Origin of the sequence: Zavarzinia compransoris (genome assembly GCF_003173055.1) — a bacterium.
Taxonomy (GTDB): domain Bacteria; phylum Pseudomonadota; class Alphaproteobacteria; order Zavarziniales; family Zavarziniaceae; genus Zavarzinia; species Zavarzinia compransoris.
In genome coordinates this window covers 446,968-461,594 of sequence record NZ_QGLF01000003.1, presented here as the reverse complement: position 1 = coordinate 461,594, position 14,627 = coordinate 446,968, and the positions used below count along the sequence as shown (strand labels likewise).

The window sequence follows — 14,627 nt, the reverse complement described above, 5'->3', positions numbered from 1 at the left end:
CGGCGCGCCTGGTTCCAGGCACGCTTGCGGACCCTTGGCGGGCACATAATCCAACAGGCTCTAGGATTAGGTTCCGCGGGCCCCGGAGTCAAGGCGGGGGCCCGGCATGGCAGCCGCGATCAGGAGAAGTGACCCTGGATCTGGCGGGCATGGCCGGCCCGGATCACCGTCTCGCAATGGCGCGCCAGGGCCTTGCGGCTGCCCGCCTCGCCGACGGTCAAAGGGGCGTGGAACTCCACTTCGGCGGTGATCGGCCCGAAGCCCAGGGCATGCAGCAGGTGGGGCGCCAGTTCCATGTCGCCGAACCAGGTGAAGAAAGCCCGGTAGTCCCGCCCCATGGGCATGCCCTGCAATTTCGTATAGGTCACGGTCACCGGCTGCACCACCACCGGGCCCATGGCGCCGTCGCGCCGCGCCACTTCGATCTCGGCAGCGCCGAACAGCGCGCTCTTGAACGGCAGCACCCGGTTGCCGTCGGACGAGGTGCCTTCGGGGAACAGGATCAGGTTGTCGCCGCCGCGCAGCCGGTCGACCAGGACGTCGCGGCTTTCCGCCGTGCGGCTGCGCTTCTCGCGCTGGACGAAGACGGTGCGCTGCAACTTGGCCAGGAAACCGAAGATCGGCCAGCCCTCGATCTCGCTCTTCGCCACGAAGGAACCGGGAATGACGGCGGACAGCACCGGAATATCGGCCCAGGAGGAATGATTGGCGATATAGAGCACCGCGCCCCGCTTGTGCCGCCGGCCGTGGACGGTGATGCGGATGCCGAGGATGCGGCACAGCAGTTTGTGGAAGAAGAAGGGCAGCGCCACCGACAGGTGGCGGTCGAGCAGCAGCGCCAGCAATTGCAGCGGCACCATGAGGACCAGCAGCACGAGGAAGACCGCCAGCCGGCTGACGGCGCGGAACCGGGCCGCCCGGCCCTCGCCCGGGGCGGGCGCCGCCGGCAGGTCGGGCAGTTCGCCGTCGACGAAATGGAAGGGATCGCGCCGCTTGGACCGGCCGCTGCCGAAACGGCGCGTGCCGGTCTTGACCGCCTTTTCCGCCCTTTCGGCTGAGCTCATGACCGCTGTCCGTTCCCGATGGCTGCTTCCCCCCCAGGGAATTACGGGCGGCGCATGCCTTTGGCAAGCACTTCGGCAGCCTTTTCAAGCTCGATGCGGTCCGCCCGGTCCAGCGGCACGCCGTAGAGTTCGAGCCGGTGGTCGATCAGGCGATAGCCCAATTCGCGGGCGACGAATTCCTGCAGCTTCTCGATATCCTCGTTGCGGAATTCGATGACGCGGCCGGTCGAAAGGTCGATCAGGTGATCGTGATGGGCGTCCGGCACTTCCTCGTAGCGCGAACGGCCGTCGCGGAAATCATGGCGTTCCAGGATCCCCGCCTCTTCGAACAGGCGGACGGTGCGATAGACGGTGGCGATCGAGATCTTGGGGTCGATGGCGATCGCGCGGCGATACAATTCCTCGACGTCCGGATGGTCCACGGCGTCCGACAGGACCCGGGCGATCACACGGCGCTGGTCCGTCATGCGCATGCCCTTGGCGAGGCAGAGGTTCTCGATACGGTCGGACATCGTTCGTCTCGGGGCAGCTACGATTGCAAATCAGAACTGCTGCGCAGTATGCCCGGACCGGCCCGCTTCGTCACCCCGCAGCACAAAAAAAATGCCCGCCCCGGTGGCCGGGACGGGCATCAATCGCGAATGAGTATCAGGAGCGGCGCGTACGCTTGCGGCGCGCGGTGCCGAGACCGATTTTCTTGGCGAGATCACGACGCTGTTCGGCGTAATTCGGCGCGACCATCGGATAGTCCGGCGGCAGATCCCAGCGCGCCCGGTATTCTTCGGGCGTCATGTCGTAGGCCGTCTTCAGATGGCGCTTCAGCATCTTCAGCTTCTTGCCGTCTTCGAGGCAGATGATGTATTCGGGCGTGATCGACTTCTTCACCGGCACGGCGGGCTGCGGGCGGGACGCGACCGGTTCCGACTTCGGCTGGCCGATGCCCGCCAGCGTGGCATAGACCTGCTGGATCAGGGTCGGCAGCTCGCCGACCGGCACCGGATTGTTGGAGACGTGAGACGCGACAATATCCGCCGTCAACGACAGAAGTTCGCTATGTGCCGCCTTATCCTCGCTCATTAAAACCGCCCTTTCAAAGCGCTACGCGATCTATTTCAACAGACCCCGGCTATTTCAACAGACCCCGGGCAAATGACGGGGCCGCTTCGTCCATCGGCGCCAAGTTCCGCCCGCAATAGCGGCATGAGACGCCAAGTCCGACACCACCAGAGTCCAGGTCCGGCCGCCATTACAACATCACCGACCCACGGCATGCTGGCAAATCCCGACCTTCCACACCCTGGCACCGCACGGGAATTCGGCGGGACATTGCACCCGCGGCGACCGCAACGACAACAGAGCGAGACGACAAGGCGTTTTCACACCAGCCTTTACCGAGCTATAAAGCGGCATTGACTGGAATGCAATTCGATATTTAATCCGCCAAGAATTTCTTCAATCGAACATTTGCATATCATCGATGCATCTGGCGAATTGACTGGCGGCGGCAGGGATTCGACAGGCCGCCGGATGCTGCGCCGCAAAGTAAACGCTCAGGACAACGGCAAGTCCCGGGCCATGACCAGGGCATCGGCAAAACCCCCGTCCGCCCGGCGGTAATAGCCGCGCCGCCGCCCGGCCTCGGCAAAGCCCGCCCGGCGGTAGAGGGCGAGGGCGGCGTCATTGTCGACCGCGACCTCGAGAAAGGCGCGGGCCGCCCCGGCCCGCGCCGCCCGGTCGAGCCCGGCCCCCAGCAAAGCCCGGCCGAGCCCCCGGCCCCGCGCCGCCGGATCGACCGCGATGGTGATCACCTCGGTCTCGTCCGCCGCCCCGCGCAGCAGGATGAAGCCGCGGTCGGCGCACAGCAGCAGCGCCCCGGGCATGGCCGCCAGCCGGCCGAGGGTTTCCGCATCCCAGGGGTCATCGGGAAAACAGGCGCGATGCAGGTCGGCCAATGCGGCAAGATGCGCCGGATCGGCCGGCCGGACCGGGCCGCCGCCGGCCATCACGCGGCCGGCAGCCGGGCGTCGGGCGCCCGCAGATAGATCGGCTCGGGCGCCGGGTCGGCGTCGGCCGCCGCCGCCCCGGCGACCAGCCGGGCCAGGACCGCGGCATCGGGCGCCGCGACCGCGGCGAGATCGAGATCGGTCCGCCCGCTCGCCCCGGCCACCAGGGCGGCGCCGCTGCCGGCAACGCGAAGCGGCCCCGCCGGCAACAGGCCGGCCGCGCCTATTTCCGGCAAGGCGACGGCCGCCAGCACGGACAGCGGCCGGCCGTCGGGCGCGAACAATTGGCCATAGATTTCGCCGCGCCGGGCGTCGATCGCGACCAGGGTCGGGCATTCGGCGGGGGGCAGGCCGGCGGCCATGACCTCGAGGCTGGAACGGCCGAACACCGGCCGCCCGACCGCAAGGCCGAGGCCCCGGGCCGCGGCCAGCGCGATGCGCACCCCGGTGAAGGAACCGGGGCCCAGGGTCACGGCGATACGGTCGACGCCGGCGGGCGCAAGCCCCGCCTGTTGCAGCACGAGGCCGATCAGGGGCACCAGGCTTTCCGCCTGGCCTTGCGGGCGGGCGTCGTCCGCCCGCGCCGCCACTGTGCCGTCCCGCCACAGCGCGACCGAGGTCGGCCCGGTCGCGCAATCGAAGGCCAGGACCTTCATGACATCGTCGGGGCCACCGCCGTCAGGCGATGGTCGCCGCCTCCGCGAAGGGCAGGCGCGGGCTGCGCGGGAACAGGCCCGCCGGATCGCCGTAGCCGAAATTGACCAGGAAATTCGACTTGATGCGGGTGCCGGCGAAGAATTCCGCGTCCACCTTGGCATTGTCGAAGCCCGACATCGGGCCGGCGTCGAGGCCCAGCGCCCGGGCCGCCAGGATCAGATAGGCGCCCTGCAGGGTGCCGTTGCGGAAGGCCGTCGCCTGTTCCACCTCGGGTGCTGCGAACCAGGCCTTGGCGCCCGGCGCATGGGGGAAGAGGAATTCCAGCTTCTCGCCGAAGTCGAGGTCGTGGGCGACGATCACGGTCACCGGCGCGGCCAGCGTCTTGTCCAGGTTGCCGGCGGAAAGCGCCGGCTTCAGCCGCGCCTTGCCCTCGGCCGTGGTGACGAAGACGAAGCGCGCGGGCGAGGCGTTGGCGCTGGTCGGGCCCCATTTCACGAGGTCGTAGAGCGCTTGCAGGGTCTCGGCCGGAACCGGCTTGTCGGTCCAGGCGTTATGGGTGCGGGCGGACCGGAAAAGCTGGTCCAGGCTCGCGTCGGAAAGCGGACTGGTCATGAAATCCTCAACAACTTCAAGGTTGATCAACTGGCCCGACTGGTCAGACCGCACGCACTTCCGTCACTTCCGGAATATAGTGGCGCAGCATGTTCTCGATGCCCGACTTCAAGGTCGCGGTGGAGGACGGACAGCCGGCGCAGGAGCCCTGCATGTGCAGGTAGACGACGCCGTCGTCGAAGTCGTGGAAGGTGATGTCGCCGCCGTCCTGCGCCACCGCCGGGCGGACGCGGGTTTCCAGCAATTCCTTGATCTGCTCGATGACCTCGGCATGGGGGCCGCTGGCCGCGGCTTCGACCGGGGCGGCGGCGGCTTCGGCCAGGATCGGCTCGCCGCTGGCGAAATGCTCGACGATGGCGCCGAGGATCGCCGGCTTCAGGCTGTCCCAGCTGGCGTCGTCCTTGGTGACGGTGACGAAATCGGCGCCGAAGAAGACGCCCGTCACCCCTTCGACCGCGAACAGGCGCGTCGCCAGCGGCGAGCGCGCGGCGGCCTCCGCATTGGGGAAGTTCACGGTGCCCGCGGTCATCACGTCGCGGCCGGGCAAAAACTTCAGGGTCGCGGGGTTCGGCGTCGCTTCGGTCTGGATGAACATGGTCGTCCTCACTATATCCGGTCAAGGCGGATTAGATGCGGTCAAGATTTAACTCTACATGGCCGAAGCCTCGCCTAAGATCAAGAAAACTGGAGTAGCTGCAAGGCAGCCATGTCGAAGACCGCCGCCGCCCAACTGTCCCCCGCCCCCCTGCCCCCGGACGAGATCTGGGACGAGACCGTCGCGGTCGCCGCGGAAATCCAGGGCCGCCGGGCGCTGGCGCCGCTCGGGCCGCCGCCGGCGCTGGCCCACGACCCGGTCGCCGCCTTCCTGCTGACGCCGGCCGCCGCCCGCCTCGACCCGCCGGGCGTGATCGCCCAGGTCGCCCAGATGCTCGACGACGGCGGCCTGCCGCTGGTCCGCGTCACCTCGGGCCTGCTCGCCATGCACCCGCAGATCTTCGCCCGCACCTTCATCTGGGAGCGCGGCAAGGGCATGGAGAACCTGGCCCGCGGCTTCGAGATCGAACAATCGCCCTTCTACCGCTCGAGCCCGGTGCGCCTGATCCACCAGGGCGCCGGGGGCTTCCGCCTGCGCCTGGACGGGCCGCCGGGGCCGGACGATTTCCCGGTGATGGACGATCTCCGCGCCGTCGGCGCCACCGACTATCTGATCCGGCCGCTCGATTTCGTCGCCGTGCGCCGCTCGTTCATCTCCTTCGCCACCGACCGGCCGGGCGGCTTCCGCGACGGCGAACTGGCCCGGCTCGACGCCCTCGTGCCCCTGATCGCGCTGCGCTTCGAGACGGTGATGCAGCGCCAGCTGACCGATACCCTGCTCTCGCTCTATCTCGGGCGCGATGCGGCCCGGCGGGTGGCGACCGGGGCCGTGCGCCGGGGCGACGGCCAGGCGATCCGCGCCGCGCTCCTGTCCTGCGACATGCGCGGCTTCACCCGCCTGTCGGACCGGGCCCCGGCGGGCGAGGTCATCGCCCTTCTCGACGCCTATCTCGACGCCGTGACCCTGGCGGTCCATCGCGCCGGCGGCGAGGTGCTGAAATTCATGGGCGACGGCTGCCTCGCCATCTTCCCGGCCGACGAGGGCACCGGCCTCGGCACCGCCGGGCGCGATGCCTGCGCGCGGGCGCTCGCCGCCGCCACCGCCGCCATGACCGCGGTCGACGCCATCGAGCCCCTGCCCGCCGCCCTGGGCCCGGCCGGGCTGAAGGTCGGCTTCGCGCTCAATTTCGGCGATGTCGTCTATGGTAACATCGGCTCGACCGAACGGCTGGACTTCACCATCATCGGCCCCGCCGTCAACGAGGTCGCCCGCGTCGAGGCGCTGTGCAAGGTGCTGGAGCGGCCGCTGCTGACCACCAGCGCCTTCGCCTATGAACTGGACGAGCCGGGCCTGCTGCGTTCGCTCGGGCTGCACACGCTGCGCGGCAAGCGCGAGCCGACCGAGATCTTCACCAGCGAAGCCTGAGCGCCGTATCCTTCGGGGTTACGCCAGCTCGTCCACCTCCCGCGCCGACAGATTGCCGGGCACGAGGGTGATGGGCACGCGGAAGCTGCCGGACATCTGTCCGGCCAGGGCCGAGACCAGGGGCCCCGGGCCGTCGGTGCCGGTGCCGGCGCCAAGGACGAGGATGCGGATGGTCGGATCCTCCTCGATCAGCTTCAGCAGTTGTTCACGCCGGATGCCCTCGCGGATGATCAGTTCGGGCGTCAGCCCGGCCAGGCGCTGCACCTCTTCGGCCAGGTCATGAAGCAGGGCTTCCGCCTCGTCCCGCGCCTCCTCGCGCATGATCTGCTGCACGCCCAGCCATTGCGGCATCTCGGACGGCTCGATCACATAGAGCAGGGCGACCATGCCCTTGGTCTTCAGCGCCCGGCGCGCGGCATAGCGCAGCGCCAGCCGGCATTCCGGCGTGCCGTCGACCACGACCAGGAATTTACGCGTCGCATCGGGCCGGGCCGCGATCTCGCTCATGATGTCCTGCAGCGCTGAAAAGGGGCGGGGTGCGCCACGATGGTGCCACCGCCGCCGCTTACTTGTCGAGGACCGTGGCGATTTCGCGCAGCTGGGTCCGCGCCCGCAGCAGGAAGAAGCCCTGGGTGGTCAGGTGATTGGGCATGAACTGGCTTTCCAGCCCGCCGTTCCAGACGATCCAGGGCTGGAGCATGGCGACCTCGCCCAGGCTGGCCACCGCCTCGTCCCAGAGCGGGCCGAGGCCGCGCTCCTCGATCAATTGGGCGAAATCCTTGCGCAACGCCTTCAGGATCAGGTGATAGCCATAGGCCGTGCCCTTCACCCGGTAATAGAGATCGTCGCAGGTGAAGTCGAAGAGATTGCCCGCATTCTCCCGCACCTGGCGGTCGACCGCGGCCGAGACCGAGCCGACGTCGAGGGCGATGCGCCCGATCACGGCCTGGAGATTGTCGGCGCGGCGGTCGAACACCGCCTTGCCGGCGGCGACATTGGCGTTATAGGCGGTCAGCGCCTTCACGCCCTTGCGGTACTGCGCCTCCGAGGTCGCGGTCGGCAGGATCGAGGTCGACAGGTCGAAGACCCATTTGGTGCCCGAATACTGCAGCGTGCTCAGGGCCTCGGCGAGGTCGCGGTCGGTCTCGCCCGAGCCGCGCAGGCGCCCCAGCTGGTCGCGCAGCTCGATCGAGAAGGTGGCGACGGCGTCGACGATGCCCTGCTGGAAATTGGGCATGTTGTCGAGCACGCCCGACGGCAGGAAGAAGGGATCATTGGCGACCCAGCCGTTGACGTCGACCTCGCGCGCCACCAGGGCGGCGGCGACGGCCACCGCCTCGCTGCCGCCGGCGGGAACGGCTGATGTTGCAACCGCGAAGGAAAGGTCGTCGTCGATCTTGTGGCTGACGATCATGCCGATCGGATAGTAAAGCAGCACGATCGCGGCCGCGAGGCCGGCCACCGTCCGCCACAGCCAGGGCCTGCGCCAGAAGCCGCCGCCCCCGCCCTTGACGTCGAGGAAGACCTTGCTGCCGGCCATGATTTTCTCCTCATTGCAGCGCGATTGAGAATTGTCGCCGGGCCGAAGAGTGACCCAGGAAGGGCGATCCCGGCAAGCGATTACTTGTGTAACTCAAATGGTCTAGGCAACGGCACCGGTTCTTTGCTATGATGTGCCGCCGTTGTGTTTGGCGGTTCGGATCGCGAGGTCCGGTCGATTTCGAGCAAGAAGACACCCTGCGCCCCTGACCGGGCGCTTTCATCAAACCACCAACGCCGCGCACCCGTGGGTGCGCTCACGTCCTGAGAATAAAGCTACCAGGGGACGCGACAGGGGGCACGAAGACCATGGCCGCAAAAGGCAAGACCGCGAGCACCGGACCGGCGCATCCGGGCGTCAGCATCGCCGAGACCGTACTCACCAAGCTGGGCCTGACCCAGGACCAGCTCGCCAAGCTCACCGGCGTCTCGCGCCGGACCATCAACCAGCTCGTCAACTTCCGCCGCAACCTGACGGCGGACATGGCGCTGCGCATCGCCAAGGTGACCGGCACCGACGCCCGCCACTGGCTGGAACAGCAGATCGCCTACGACCTGCACCAGACCGAGGCCGCGCTGGCGAAGATCCTGTCGAAGATCCCGCACGCCTCCTCGAAGCCGGCGACGCCGGAACCGAAGCCCGCCCCGAAGGCGAAGGCCGCCGTCCCGGCGCCGGCCCCCGCGCCGGAGCCGAAGAAGGCCGCGCCGAAGAAAGCCGCCAAGAAGGTCGAGGACAAGAAGCCGGCGCCGAAAAAGGCGGCGGTGAAGAAGACCGAGGCGAAGAAGGCGGAAGCCAAGAAGCCCGAGGTCAAGAAGGTCGAGGACAAGCCGGCCCCGAAGAAGAAGGCGGCCCCGAAGAAGGCCGCCGTCGCCCCGGCCCCCGCCGCCGCGCCCGCGCCGGTGAAGACCGCCGCGCCGAAGAAGGCCGCCGCCAAGAAGGCCCCGGCCAAGCCGGCGAAGAAGAAGTAAGGCGCCGGCCGGGCCCGTTCCCGACCGCCCGACGCGAAAACGGCGGCAGGGTCACCTTGCCGCCGTTTTTGTTGGGCGCCGCCCCTCACCCCGGCCCTCTCCCCGGAGGGGCGAGGGAGAGACGGCATCGACTCCCTCGCCCCCTTGGGGGAGAGGGCCGGGGTGAGGGGGCGGCGGTCAGATGAAGCCGACGATGCGCTTGGTCTCGGCCAGGATCGGGGCGGCGATGGCATCGGCCCGGGCAGCACCCTCGTTCAGCACCCGGTCGATATAGCCGGGGTCCGCCAGCAGGCGGCGCATCTCGCCGGTGATCGGCGACAGGCGCTCGACCGCGCGTTCGGTCAGGGCTTTCTTGAAGGCGGAGAATTGCTGGCCGGCGAAGGCGGCGACGACATCGGCCACGGTCTCGTCGCCGAGGGCGGCGTGAATGGCGAAGAGGTTCTTCGCCTCCGGCCGGGACTCCAGCCCTTCGGCGGTTTCGGGCAGGGCGTCCGGGTCGGTCTTGGCGCGGCGGATCTTCTGCTCGATCTCGTCCGGGCTGTCGGTCAGGTTGATACGCGACTGGTCCGAGGCATCGGACTTGGACATTTTCTTGGTGCCGTCGCGCAGCGACATGACGCGGGTCGCCTCGCCCAGGATCAGGGGCTCGGGCGGCGGGAAATGCTCGACGCCATAGTCGTGGTTGAACTTCTGGGCGATGTCGCGGGCCAGTTCCAGGTGCTGCTTCTGGTCCTCGCCCACGGGCACATGGGTCGCCTTATAGGCGAGGATATCGGCCGCCATCAGGTTCGGATAGGCGAAGAGGCCGACCGAGGCATTCTCCCGGTCCTTGCCCGCCTTTTCCTTGAACTGTGTCATGCGGTTCAGCCAGCCCATGCGGGCGACGCAGTTGAAGATCCAGGCGGTCTCGGCATGGGACGAGACCTTGGACTGGTTGAACAGGATCGAGGTCGCGGGATCGATGCCGGCGGCGATCAGGCTGGCCGCCACCTCGCGGATGGCGCGGGCGAGATCCGCCGGGTCCTGCCAGACCGTGATCGCGTGCATGTCGACGACGCAATAGATGCACTCGTGGCCGTCCTGCAGCTTCACCCAGTTGCGGATGGCGCCGAGATAATTGCCGAGATGCAGATTGCCGGTGGGCTGGACGCCGGAAAACACGCGGGGTTTCGACATGATGCGGATGCTCTTTCCTGAACTGCGCGCCTCTTATCGCGCCTCGTCCTGCCCGGGTCAACCTAGCGTGACCGGCGCCGGACCAGGGCCGTCAGCTCGCCGAAGGTGACCGCCCGGCTGGCCAGGGCCACGGCCAGGAAGACCAGCCCGCCCGAGGCGCACAGACCGGCCAGCGCCCCCGCCCGCCACAGGATGTCGCGCTGGAACAAGGGGCGGAGCTGCCATTCGAGCAGCAGCAGCACCCCGACCATGACCGCGGTCGCCAGCAGGAAGCGGAGCGCGCGGGTGACCAGCCGGCGGTCCGGCTTGAAATAGCCGCGCCGCCGGAGGATCACCATCAGCTGCGCCGTATTGGCCCAGGCGGCCACGGTCGAGGCCAGCGCCAGCCCCGCCTGATGCCAGTCCCACATCACCGCCAGGGCGACGGCAAGGTTGACGGCGAGCGCGATCAGGGCCAGGCGCACCGGGGTGCGCGTATCCTCGCGGGCATGAAAGGCCGGGGTGAAGACCTTGGAGATGGTGAAGGCCGGCAGGCCGCAGGCGAGCACGGCCAGGGCCTTGGCCGTCTCGGCGCTGTCGGCCGCGCTGAAGGCGCCGCGCTGAAACAGGACCGAGACGATGGTCTCGGGCAGGGTCGCCAGCGCCGCTGCCGCCGGCAGGGTGAGCAGCAGCGCCCCTTCGAGGGCGCGGTTCTGGGTGTCCAGGGCCCGCGCCGTCTCCCCCCCCGCCAATTGCCGCGACAGCAGGGGCAGCAGCGCGGTCGAAATGGCGATGCCGATCACCGCCAGCGGCAATTGGTTCAACCGGTCGGCATAGAAGAGATAGGACACGGTCCCTTCCGGCAGCAGGGAGGCCAGGATCATGTCGATCAGGACATTGACCTGATAGATACCGGCGCCGATCACCGCCGGCCCCATCAGCTTGAAGAAGCGCCGGATCTCGGGCCCGAAGCGCGGCAGGTGCAGGCGGATGGCCAGGCCGTGCCGCTGCATATGCACCGCCAGCCAGACGAATTGCACCATGCCGGCGACGCTGACCGCCACCGCCTGGGTGGTGGCGACGCCGAGCCCCAGCCCCAGCCCGTCGTGCGGCAGAAGCAGGGCGGCGATCAGGACGAGGTTCATCATCACCGGCGTCGCCGCCGGCGGCCCGAAGCGGTGATGGGCGTTCAGCACCGCGCCTTGCAGCGAGACCAGGCTGATGAAGGTCAGATAGGGAAAGGTCAGCCGGGTCAGTTCGACCGCCAGGGCGAATTTCTCCGGCTCGTCGCGAAAGCCCGGGGCCAGCACCAGCATGGCCTGGGGCATGAAGACCATCAGCGCCGCCGACAGCAGCAGCAGGGCCAGGGTCAGCAGGCTGGCGATCTCGCCGGCGAAGCGGGCGGCCCGGTGCGGTCCGTCCTCCCCCGCCAGGATGCGGGAATAGAGCGGCACGAAGGCGGCGTTGAAGGCGCCTTCGGCGAACAGCGCCCGCATGAAGTTCGGCAGGCGGAAGGCGACCATGAAGGCATCCGCCGCCATGCCGGCGCCGAGCACGGCCGCGAACAGGGCATCGCGGGCGAAGCCCAGGATCCGGCTCAGCATCGTATAGCCGCCGATGGTGGCGACGGACCGCATCAACCCCATGGTGCGACCTCAGCGGGCGGCGCTGCGCCTTGCCGGCCGGGGGCTGGGCGTTTCCGTCGCGGGGGCGGGCGCGGCCGGCGGCGCGGCCGGGGCCTGGGCCGCGGGAAAAGCCAGCACCTCGGTCAGGCGGCGCTCGATCGCCCGCAGCTTGCCGCCGTGGCGGATCTTGTGGCCGAACAGGTCGGAGACATAGAAGACGTCCACCGCCCGCTCGCCATAGGTGGCGATATGGGCCGAGCGGATGGTGAGGTTGAGGGCGAAGAGCGCGCGGGTCAACTCGAACAGCAGGCCCGGCCGGTCGCGGCCGTTGACCTCGATCACCGTCAGCCGGGTCGAGGCATTGTTGTCGACCAGGACCCGGGGCTGGACCTTGAAATTCATCGTCCGCTTCGACGGCGCCGACCGGCTTTCCAACACCTCGCGCGGGCGCACCCGGCCCATCAGCACCTGTTCGATGGTGGTCGACAGTTTCGCCAGCCGTTCCGGCCGGTCGAAGGGCCCGCCCTCCGCATCCTGCAGGGTGAAGACGTCCAGCGCCATGCCGTCGTTGGTGGTGAAGATCTTGGCATCGACGATCGAGGCGCCGCAGACCGAGATCGCCCCGGTCACCCGGGCGAACAGGCCCGGATGGTCGGCGGTATAGAGCGTCACCTCGGTCATGGCGCGGAAGCGGTCGATCCGGGTCGCCAGGGTCAGGGGCGCCTCCTCCCGGTCGGCCTCGCGCATCAGGCGGGCGTGGCGCTCGACGCTGGAGGCATCGGTCGACATGAAGTAACTGTCGACATGGCGGCGGAAGAAGCCGTCGATCTCCGCCTCGGTCCAGTCCTTCAGGCGGGCCGCCACTTCGGCGCGGGCGCGCTGGGCCCGGTCCTTGCGGCCGCTGGCGTGGCCGCCCGACAGCAGGGGTTCGGTCTCGTAGTAGAGGGTGCGCAGCAGCTGGCCCTTCCAGCCGTTCCAGATGCCGGGGCCGACCGCCCTGATATCGGCGACGGTGAGCACGGTCAGAAGGCGCAGGCGCTCCGGGCTCTGCACCAGTTCGGCGAAATCCTGCACCGTCTTCGGGTCCGAGACGTCGCGCTTGAACGCCGTGTTCGACATGGCGAGGTGATAGCGCACCAGCCAGGCCACGGTCTCGGTCTCGGCCGCGGTCAGGCCCAGGCGCGGGCACAGGCGCTGCGCCACCTCGGCGCCGATGACCGAATGGTCGCCGCCGCGCCCCTTGGCGATATCGTGGATCAGCACCGAGCAATAGAGCACCCGGCGCGAGACGACATTATGGACGATCTCGGTCGCCAGTGGCAATTCCTCGCCCAGCTTGCCGCGCTCGATCTCGGCCAGGATGCCGATGGCCCGGATGGTATGCTCGTCGACCGTATAGACATGATACATGTCGTATTGCATCTGGGCGACGACGCGGCCGAAATCCGGCACCAGGCGGCCGAAGACGCCGGCCTCGTTCAGCCGGCGGAGCGCCGTCTCCGGGTCTTTGCGGCTGGTCAGGATGTCGAGGAACAGGGCATTCGCCGCCGGATCGGCGCGCAGGCCCGCGTCGATACGCTTCAGGTTCCGCGTGATCAGGTGCAGGGCCTGGGGATGGATGTCCAGCTCGTGACGCTGGGCGACCTCGAACAGGCGGATCATGTCGATCGGCGCGGTCTCGAACTGCCCTTCCGCGGTCACGTTCAGCCGGTTGCCCTCGAGCTGGAAACCCTCCAGCACCTTGGTCCGCCGCGACAGGCGCAGCAGCTTCAGCTTCGACGGCCGGCGCCGCGCGTCCTCCTCCAGGTTGGCGCAGAAGATGCGGGTGAGCACGCCGACATCCTTGGCGAACAGGAAGTAATGCTTCATGAAGCGCTCGACGCCCTTGGTGCCGGCATGGTCGGTATAGCCGAGGCGCCGGGCCAGTTCGGGCTGGACGTCGAAGGTCAGGCGCTCCTCCGGCCGCTGGGTCAGGAAGTGCAGGTGGCAGCGCACGTTCCAGAGGAAATTCTCCGCCTTGACGAAGCGGCGGTATTCGTCGGCGGACAGGACGCCCTTGGTTACCAGATCGGCGGCATCGTCGACCCGGTGGACGTATTTCGCGATCCACCACAGGGTGTGCAGGTCGCGCAAGCCGCCCTTGCCCTCCTTCAGGTTGGGCTCGACCGTGTAGCGGGAATCGCCCAGGCGGCGGTGGCGCTCGTCCCGCTCCTTCAGCTTGGCCTCGGCGAAGGCGGCGCCGCTGCCGTTCACCACCTCGCGCCCGAAGCGGTCCTTCAATTCGGTGTAGAGGGCCTGGTCGCCCCAGATCCAGCGCATTTCAAGAAGGGCGGTCGAGATCGTGTAATCCTGCCGGGCGAGGCGGATGCAATCGTCGACCGAGCGCGTGGCATGCCCCACCTTCAGCCCCAGGTCCCAGAGCAGGTAGAGCATGAATTCGATCACCTGCTCGTGCCAGGGGGTTTCCTTGTAGGGCAGGAGGAAGAGGAGATCGACATCGGAGCCCGGCGCCAGTTCGCCCCGGCCATAGCCGCCCAGCGCCACGAGGTCGAGACGCTCGCCCGCGGTCGGGTTGACCACCGGATAGACATGGCGGGTGGCGACGTCGTGCAGCACGCGGATGACCTGGTCGACGAGATAGCAGAGGCCGGCCGCGGTCTCGCGCCCCGTCGCCTCGTTGCTTTCCAGCCGGCGGCGGCATTCGGCGCGGCCGTCGCTCAGGGCTTGCTTCAGGCTCTGGACCAGGCGCAGGCGCAGGGCATCGTGGCCGGGTTCGGCGGCGGCATAGGCCTCCAACGCCTCCAGCAGATCCTTGCGGTCGATGATCGCGCGACGATGCTTGACGACGATGTCCATCGGTTCCTCGTGCCAGTCCGGTCCTTATAGGTAAGATACCGGGCCGCCGAAGTCGATGATCACATGCGATGGCCCGAAACCCGGGCCATCTGCCCTTGCCAAGGCCGGCCGCTGCCGCTAATCGACA

General features: G+C 68.5%; 14 protein-coding genes. 2 read left to right on the top strand and 12 right to left on the bottom strand.

What is annotated here, in order from left to right:
- Nucleotides 1–119 precede the first annotated feature (119 nt).
- The 7 genes from olsA to DKG75_RS12885 all read right to left on the bottom strand — a co-directional run bounded on the left by olsA (nucleotide 120) and on the right by DKG75_RS12885 (nucleotide 4,931).
- On the bottom strand, nucleotides 120–1,064 hold the full coding sequence (gene olsA, locus DKG75_RS12915; RefSeq protein WP_208112104.1) for a lyso-ornithine lipid O-acyltransferase: 945 nt from the start codon (nucleotides 1,062–1,064) through the stop codon (nucleotides 120–122).
- A 41-nt stretch (nucleotides 1,065–1,105) separates the two neighbouring features.
- On the bottom strand, nucleotides 1,106–1,576 hold the full coding sequence (locus tag DKG75_RS12910; protein WP_109921530.1) for a Fur family transcriptional regulator: 471 nt from the start codon (nucleotides 1,574–1,576) through the stop codon (nucleotides 1,106–1,108).
- Between the two features lie 136 nt (nucleotides 1,577–1,712).
- Nucleotides 1,713–2,141, bottom strand: a complete 429-nt coding sequence (locus tag DKG75_RS12905; RefSeq protein ID WP_109921529.1) for a Ros/MucR family transcriptional regulator — start codon at nucleotides 2,139–2,141, stop codon at nucleotides 1,713–1,715.
- A gap of 473 nt (nucleotides 2,142–2,614) precedes the next feature.
- Nucleotides 2,615–3,067, bottom strand: coding sequence for a ribosomal protein S18-alanine N-acetyltransferase (rimI, locus tag DKG75_RS12900; protein WP_109921528.1), 453 nt, complete (start codon nucleotides 3,065–3,067; stop codon nucleotides 2,615–2,617).
- Nucleotides 3,067–3,723, bottom strand: coding sequence for a tRNA (adenosine(37)-N6)-threonylcarbamoyltransferase complex dimerization subunit type 1 TsaB (gene tsaB, locus DKG75_RS12895; protein WP_109921527.1), 657 nt, complete (start codon nucleotides 3,721–3,723; stop codon nucleotides 3,067–3,069). The genes rimI and tsaB overlap by 1 nt, the downstream gene beginning before the upstream one ends.
- A gap of 22 nt (nucleotides 3,724–3,745) precedes the next feature.
- On the bottom strand, nucleotides 3,746–4,336 hold the full coding sequence (locus tag DKG75_RS12890; RefSeq protein ID WP_109921526.1) for a malonic semialdehyde reductase: 591 nt from the start codon (nucleotides 4,334–4,336) through the stop codon (nucleotides 3,746–3,748).
- A gap of 43 nt (nucleotides 4,337–4,379) precedes the next feature.
- Entirely contained in the window at nucleotides 4,380–4,931 is a 552-nt protein-coding gene (locus tag DKG75_RS12885) for a NifU family protein (protein ID WP_109921525.1), read from the bottom strand.
- A 111-nt stretch (nucleotides 4,932–5,042) separates the two neighbouring features.
- Here DKG75_RS12885 and DKG75_RS12880 point away from each other — a divergent pair, with 111 nt between their 5' ends.
- Complete coding sequence (locus DKG75_RS12880; RefSeq protein WP_109921524.1) at nucleotides 5,043–6,356, top strand: adenylate/guanylate cyclase domain-containing protein; 1,314 nt, start codon at nucleotides 5,043–5,045, stop codon at nucleotides 6,354–6,356.
- 18 nt (nucleotides 6,357–6,374) lie between these two features.
- Here DKG75_RS12880 and DKG75_RS12875 read toward each other — a convergent pair whose 3' ends face one another.
- Entirely contained in the window at nucleotides 6,375–6,863 is a 489-nt protein-coding gene (locus DKG75_RS12875; RefSeq protein WP_109921523.1) for a universal stress protein, read from the bottom strand.
- Between the two features lie 58 nt (nucleotides 6,864–6,921).
- Nucleotides 6,922–7,896 (bottom strand): DUF2333 family protein, encoded by a 975-nt coding sequence (locus tag DKG75_RS12870; RefSeq protein ID WP_109921522.1) that lies wholly within the window; start codon nucleotides 7,894–7,896, stop codon nucleotides 6,922–6,924.
- A gap of 308 nt (nucleotides 7,897–8,204) precedes the next feature.
- Here DKG75_RS12870 and DKG75_RS23015 point away from each other — a divergent pair, with 308 nt between their 5' ends.
- Nucleotides 8,205–8,864, top strand: a complete 660-nt coding sequence (locus DKG75_RS23015) for a HigA family addiction module antitoxin (RefSeq protein ID WP_109921521.1) — start codon at nucleotides 8,205–8,207, stop codon at nucleotides 8,862–8,864.
- Nucleotides 8,865–9,041: 177 nt separating this feature from the next.
- On the opposite strand, the gene trpS is transcribed toward DKG75_RS23015, so the two are convergent.
- The 3 genes from trpS to DKG75_RS12850 form a co-directional block, all read right to left on the bottom strand.
- The gene (gene trpS, locus DKG75_RS12860) at nucleotides 9,042–10,040 is read right to left on the bottom strand and encodes a tryptophan--tRNA ligase (protein WP_109921520.1); all 999 of its coding nucleotides are present in this window, start codon (nucleotides 10,038–10,040) and stop codon (nucleotides 9,042–9,044) included.
- 62 nt (nucleotides 10,041–10,102) lie between these two features.
- Nucleotides 10,103–11,665 (bottom strand): murein biosynthesis integral membrane protein MurJ, encoded by a 1,563-nt coding sequence (gene murJ, locus DKG75_RS12855; protein WP_109921519.1) that lies wholly within the window; start codon nucleotides 11,663–11,665, stop codon nucleotides 10,103–10,105.
- Between the two features lie 9 nt (nucleotides 11,666–11,674).
- A complete protein-coding gene (locus DKG75_RS12850; protein ID WP_109921518.1) occupies nucleotides 11,675–14,500 on the bottom strand; it encodes a [protein-PII] uridylyltransferase in 2,826 nt (941 codons plus the stop codon).
- Nucleotides 14,501–14,627 lie beyond the last annotated feature (127 nt).

What these genes read in the sequence shown, in the direction of transcription:
- olsA (WP_208112104.1), bottom strand. Translation starts at nt 1,064, where the DNA reads ATGAGCTCAGCCGAAAGGGCGGAAAAGGCGGTCAAGACCGGCACGCGC.
- DKG75_RS12910 (WP_109921530.1), bottom strand. Translation starts at nt 1,576, where the DNA reads ATGTCCGACCGTATCGAGAACCTCTGCCTCGCCAAGGGCATGCGCATG.
- DKG75_RS12905 (WP_109921529.1), bottom strand. Translation starts at nt 2,141, where the DNA reads ATGAGCGAGGATAAGGCGGCACATAGCGAACTTCTGTCGTTGACGGCG.
- rimI (WP_109921528.1), bottom strand. Translation starts at nt 3,067, where the DNA reads ATGGCCGGCGGCGGCCCGGTCCGGCCGGCCGATCCGGCGCATCTTGCC.
- tsaB (WP_109921527.1), bottom strand. Translation starts at nt 3,723, where the DNA reads ATGAAGGTCCTGGCCTTCGATTGCGCGACCGGGCCGACCTCGGTCGCG.
- DKG75_RS12890 (WP_109921526.1), bottom strand. Translation starts at nt 4,336, where the DNA reads ATGACCAGTCCGCTTTCCGACGCGAGCCTGGACCAGCTTTTCCGGTCC.
- DKG75_RS12885 (WP_109921525.1), bottom strand. Translation starts at nt 4,931, where the DNA reads ATGTTCATCCAGACCGAAGCGACGCCGAACCCCGCGACCCTGAAGTTT.
- DKG75_RS12880 (WP_109921524.1), top strand. Translation starts at nt 5,043, where the DNA reads ATGTCGAAGACCGCCGCCGCCCAACTGTCCCCCGCCCCCCTGCCCCCG.
- DKG75_RS12875 (WP_109921523.1), bottom strand. Translation starts at nt 6,863, where the DNA reads ATGAGCGAGATCGCGGCCCGGCCCGATGCGACGCGTAAATTCCTGGTC.
- DKG75_RS12870 (WP_109921522.1), bottom strand. Translation starts at nt 7,896, where the DNA reads ATGGCCGGCAGCAAGGTCTTCCTCGACGTCAAGGGCGGGGGCGGCGGC.
- DKG75_RS23015 (WP_109921521.1), top strand. Translation starts at nt 8,205, where the DNA reads ATGGCCGCAAAAGGCAAGACCGCGAGCACCGGACCGGCGCATCCGGGC.
- trpS (WP_109921520.1), bottom strand. Translation starts at nt 10,040, where the DNA reads ATGTCGAAACCCCGCGTGTTTTCCGGCGTCCAGCCCACCGGCAATCTG.
- murJ (WP_109921519.1), bottom strand. Translation starts at nt 11,665, where the DNA reads ATGGGGTTGATGCGGTCCGTCGCCACCATCGGCGGCTATACGATGCTG.
- DKG75_RS12850 (WP_109921518.1), bottom strand. Translation starts at nt 14,500, where the DNA reads ATGGACATCGTCGTCAAGCATCGTCGCGCGATCATCGACCGCAAGGAT.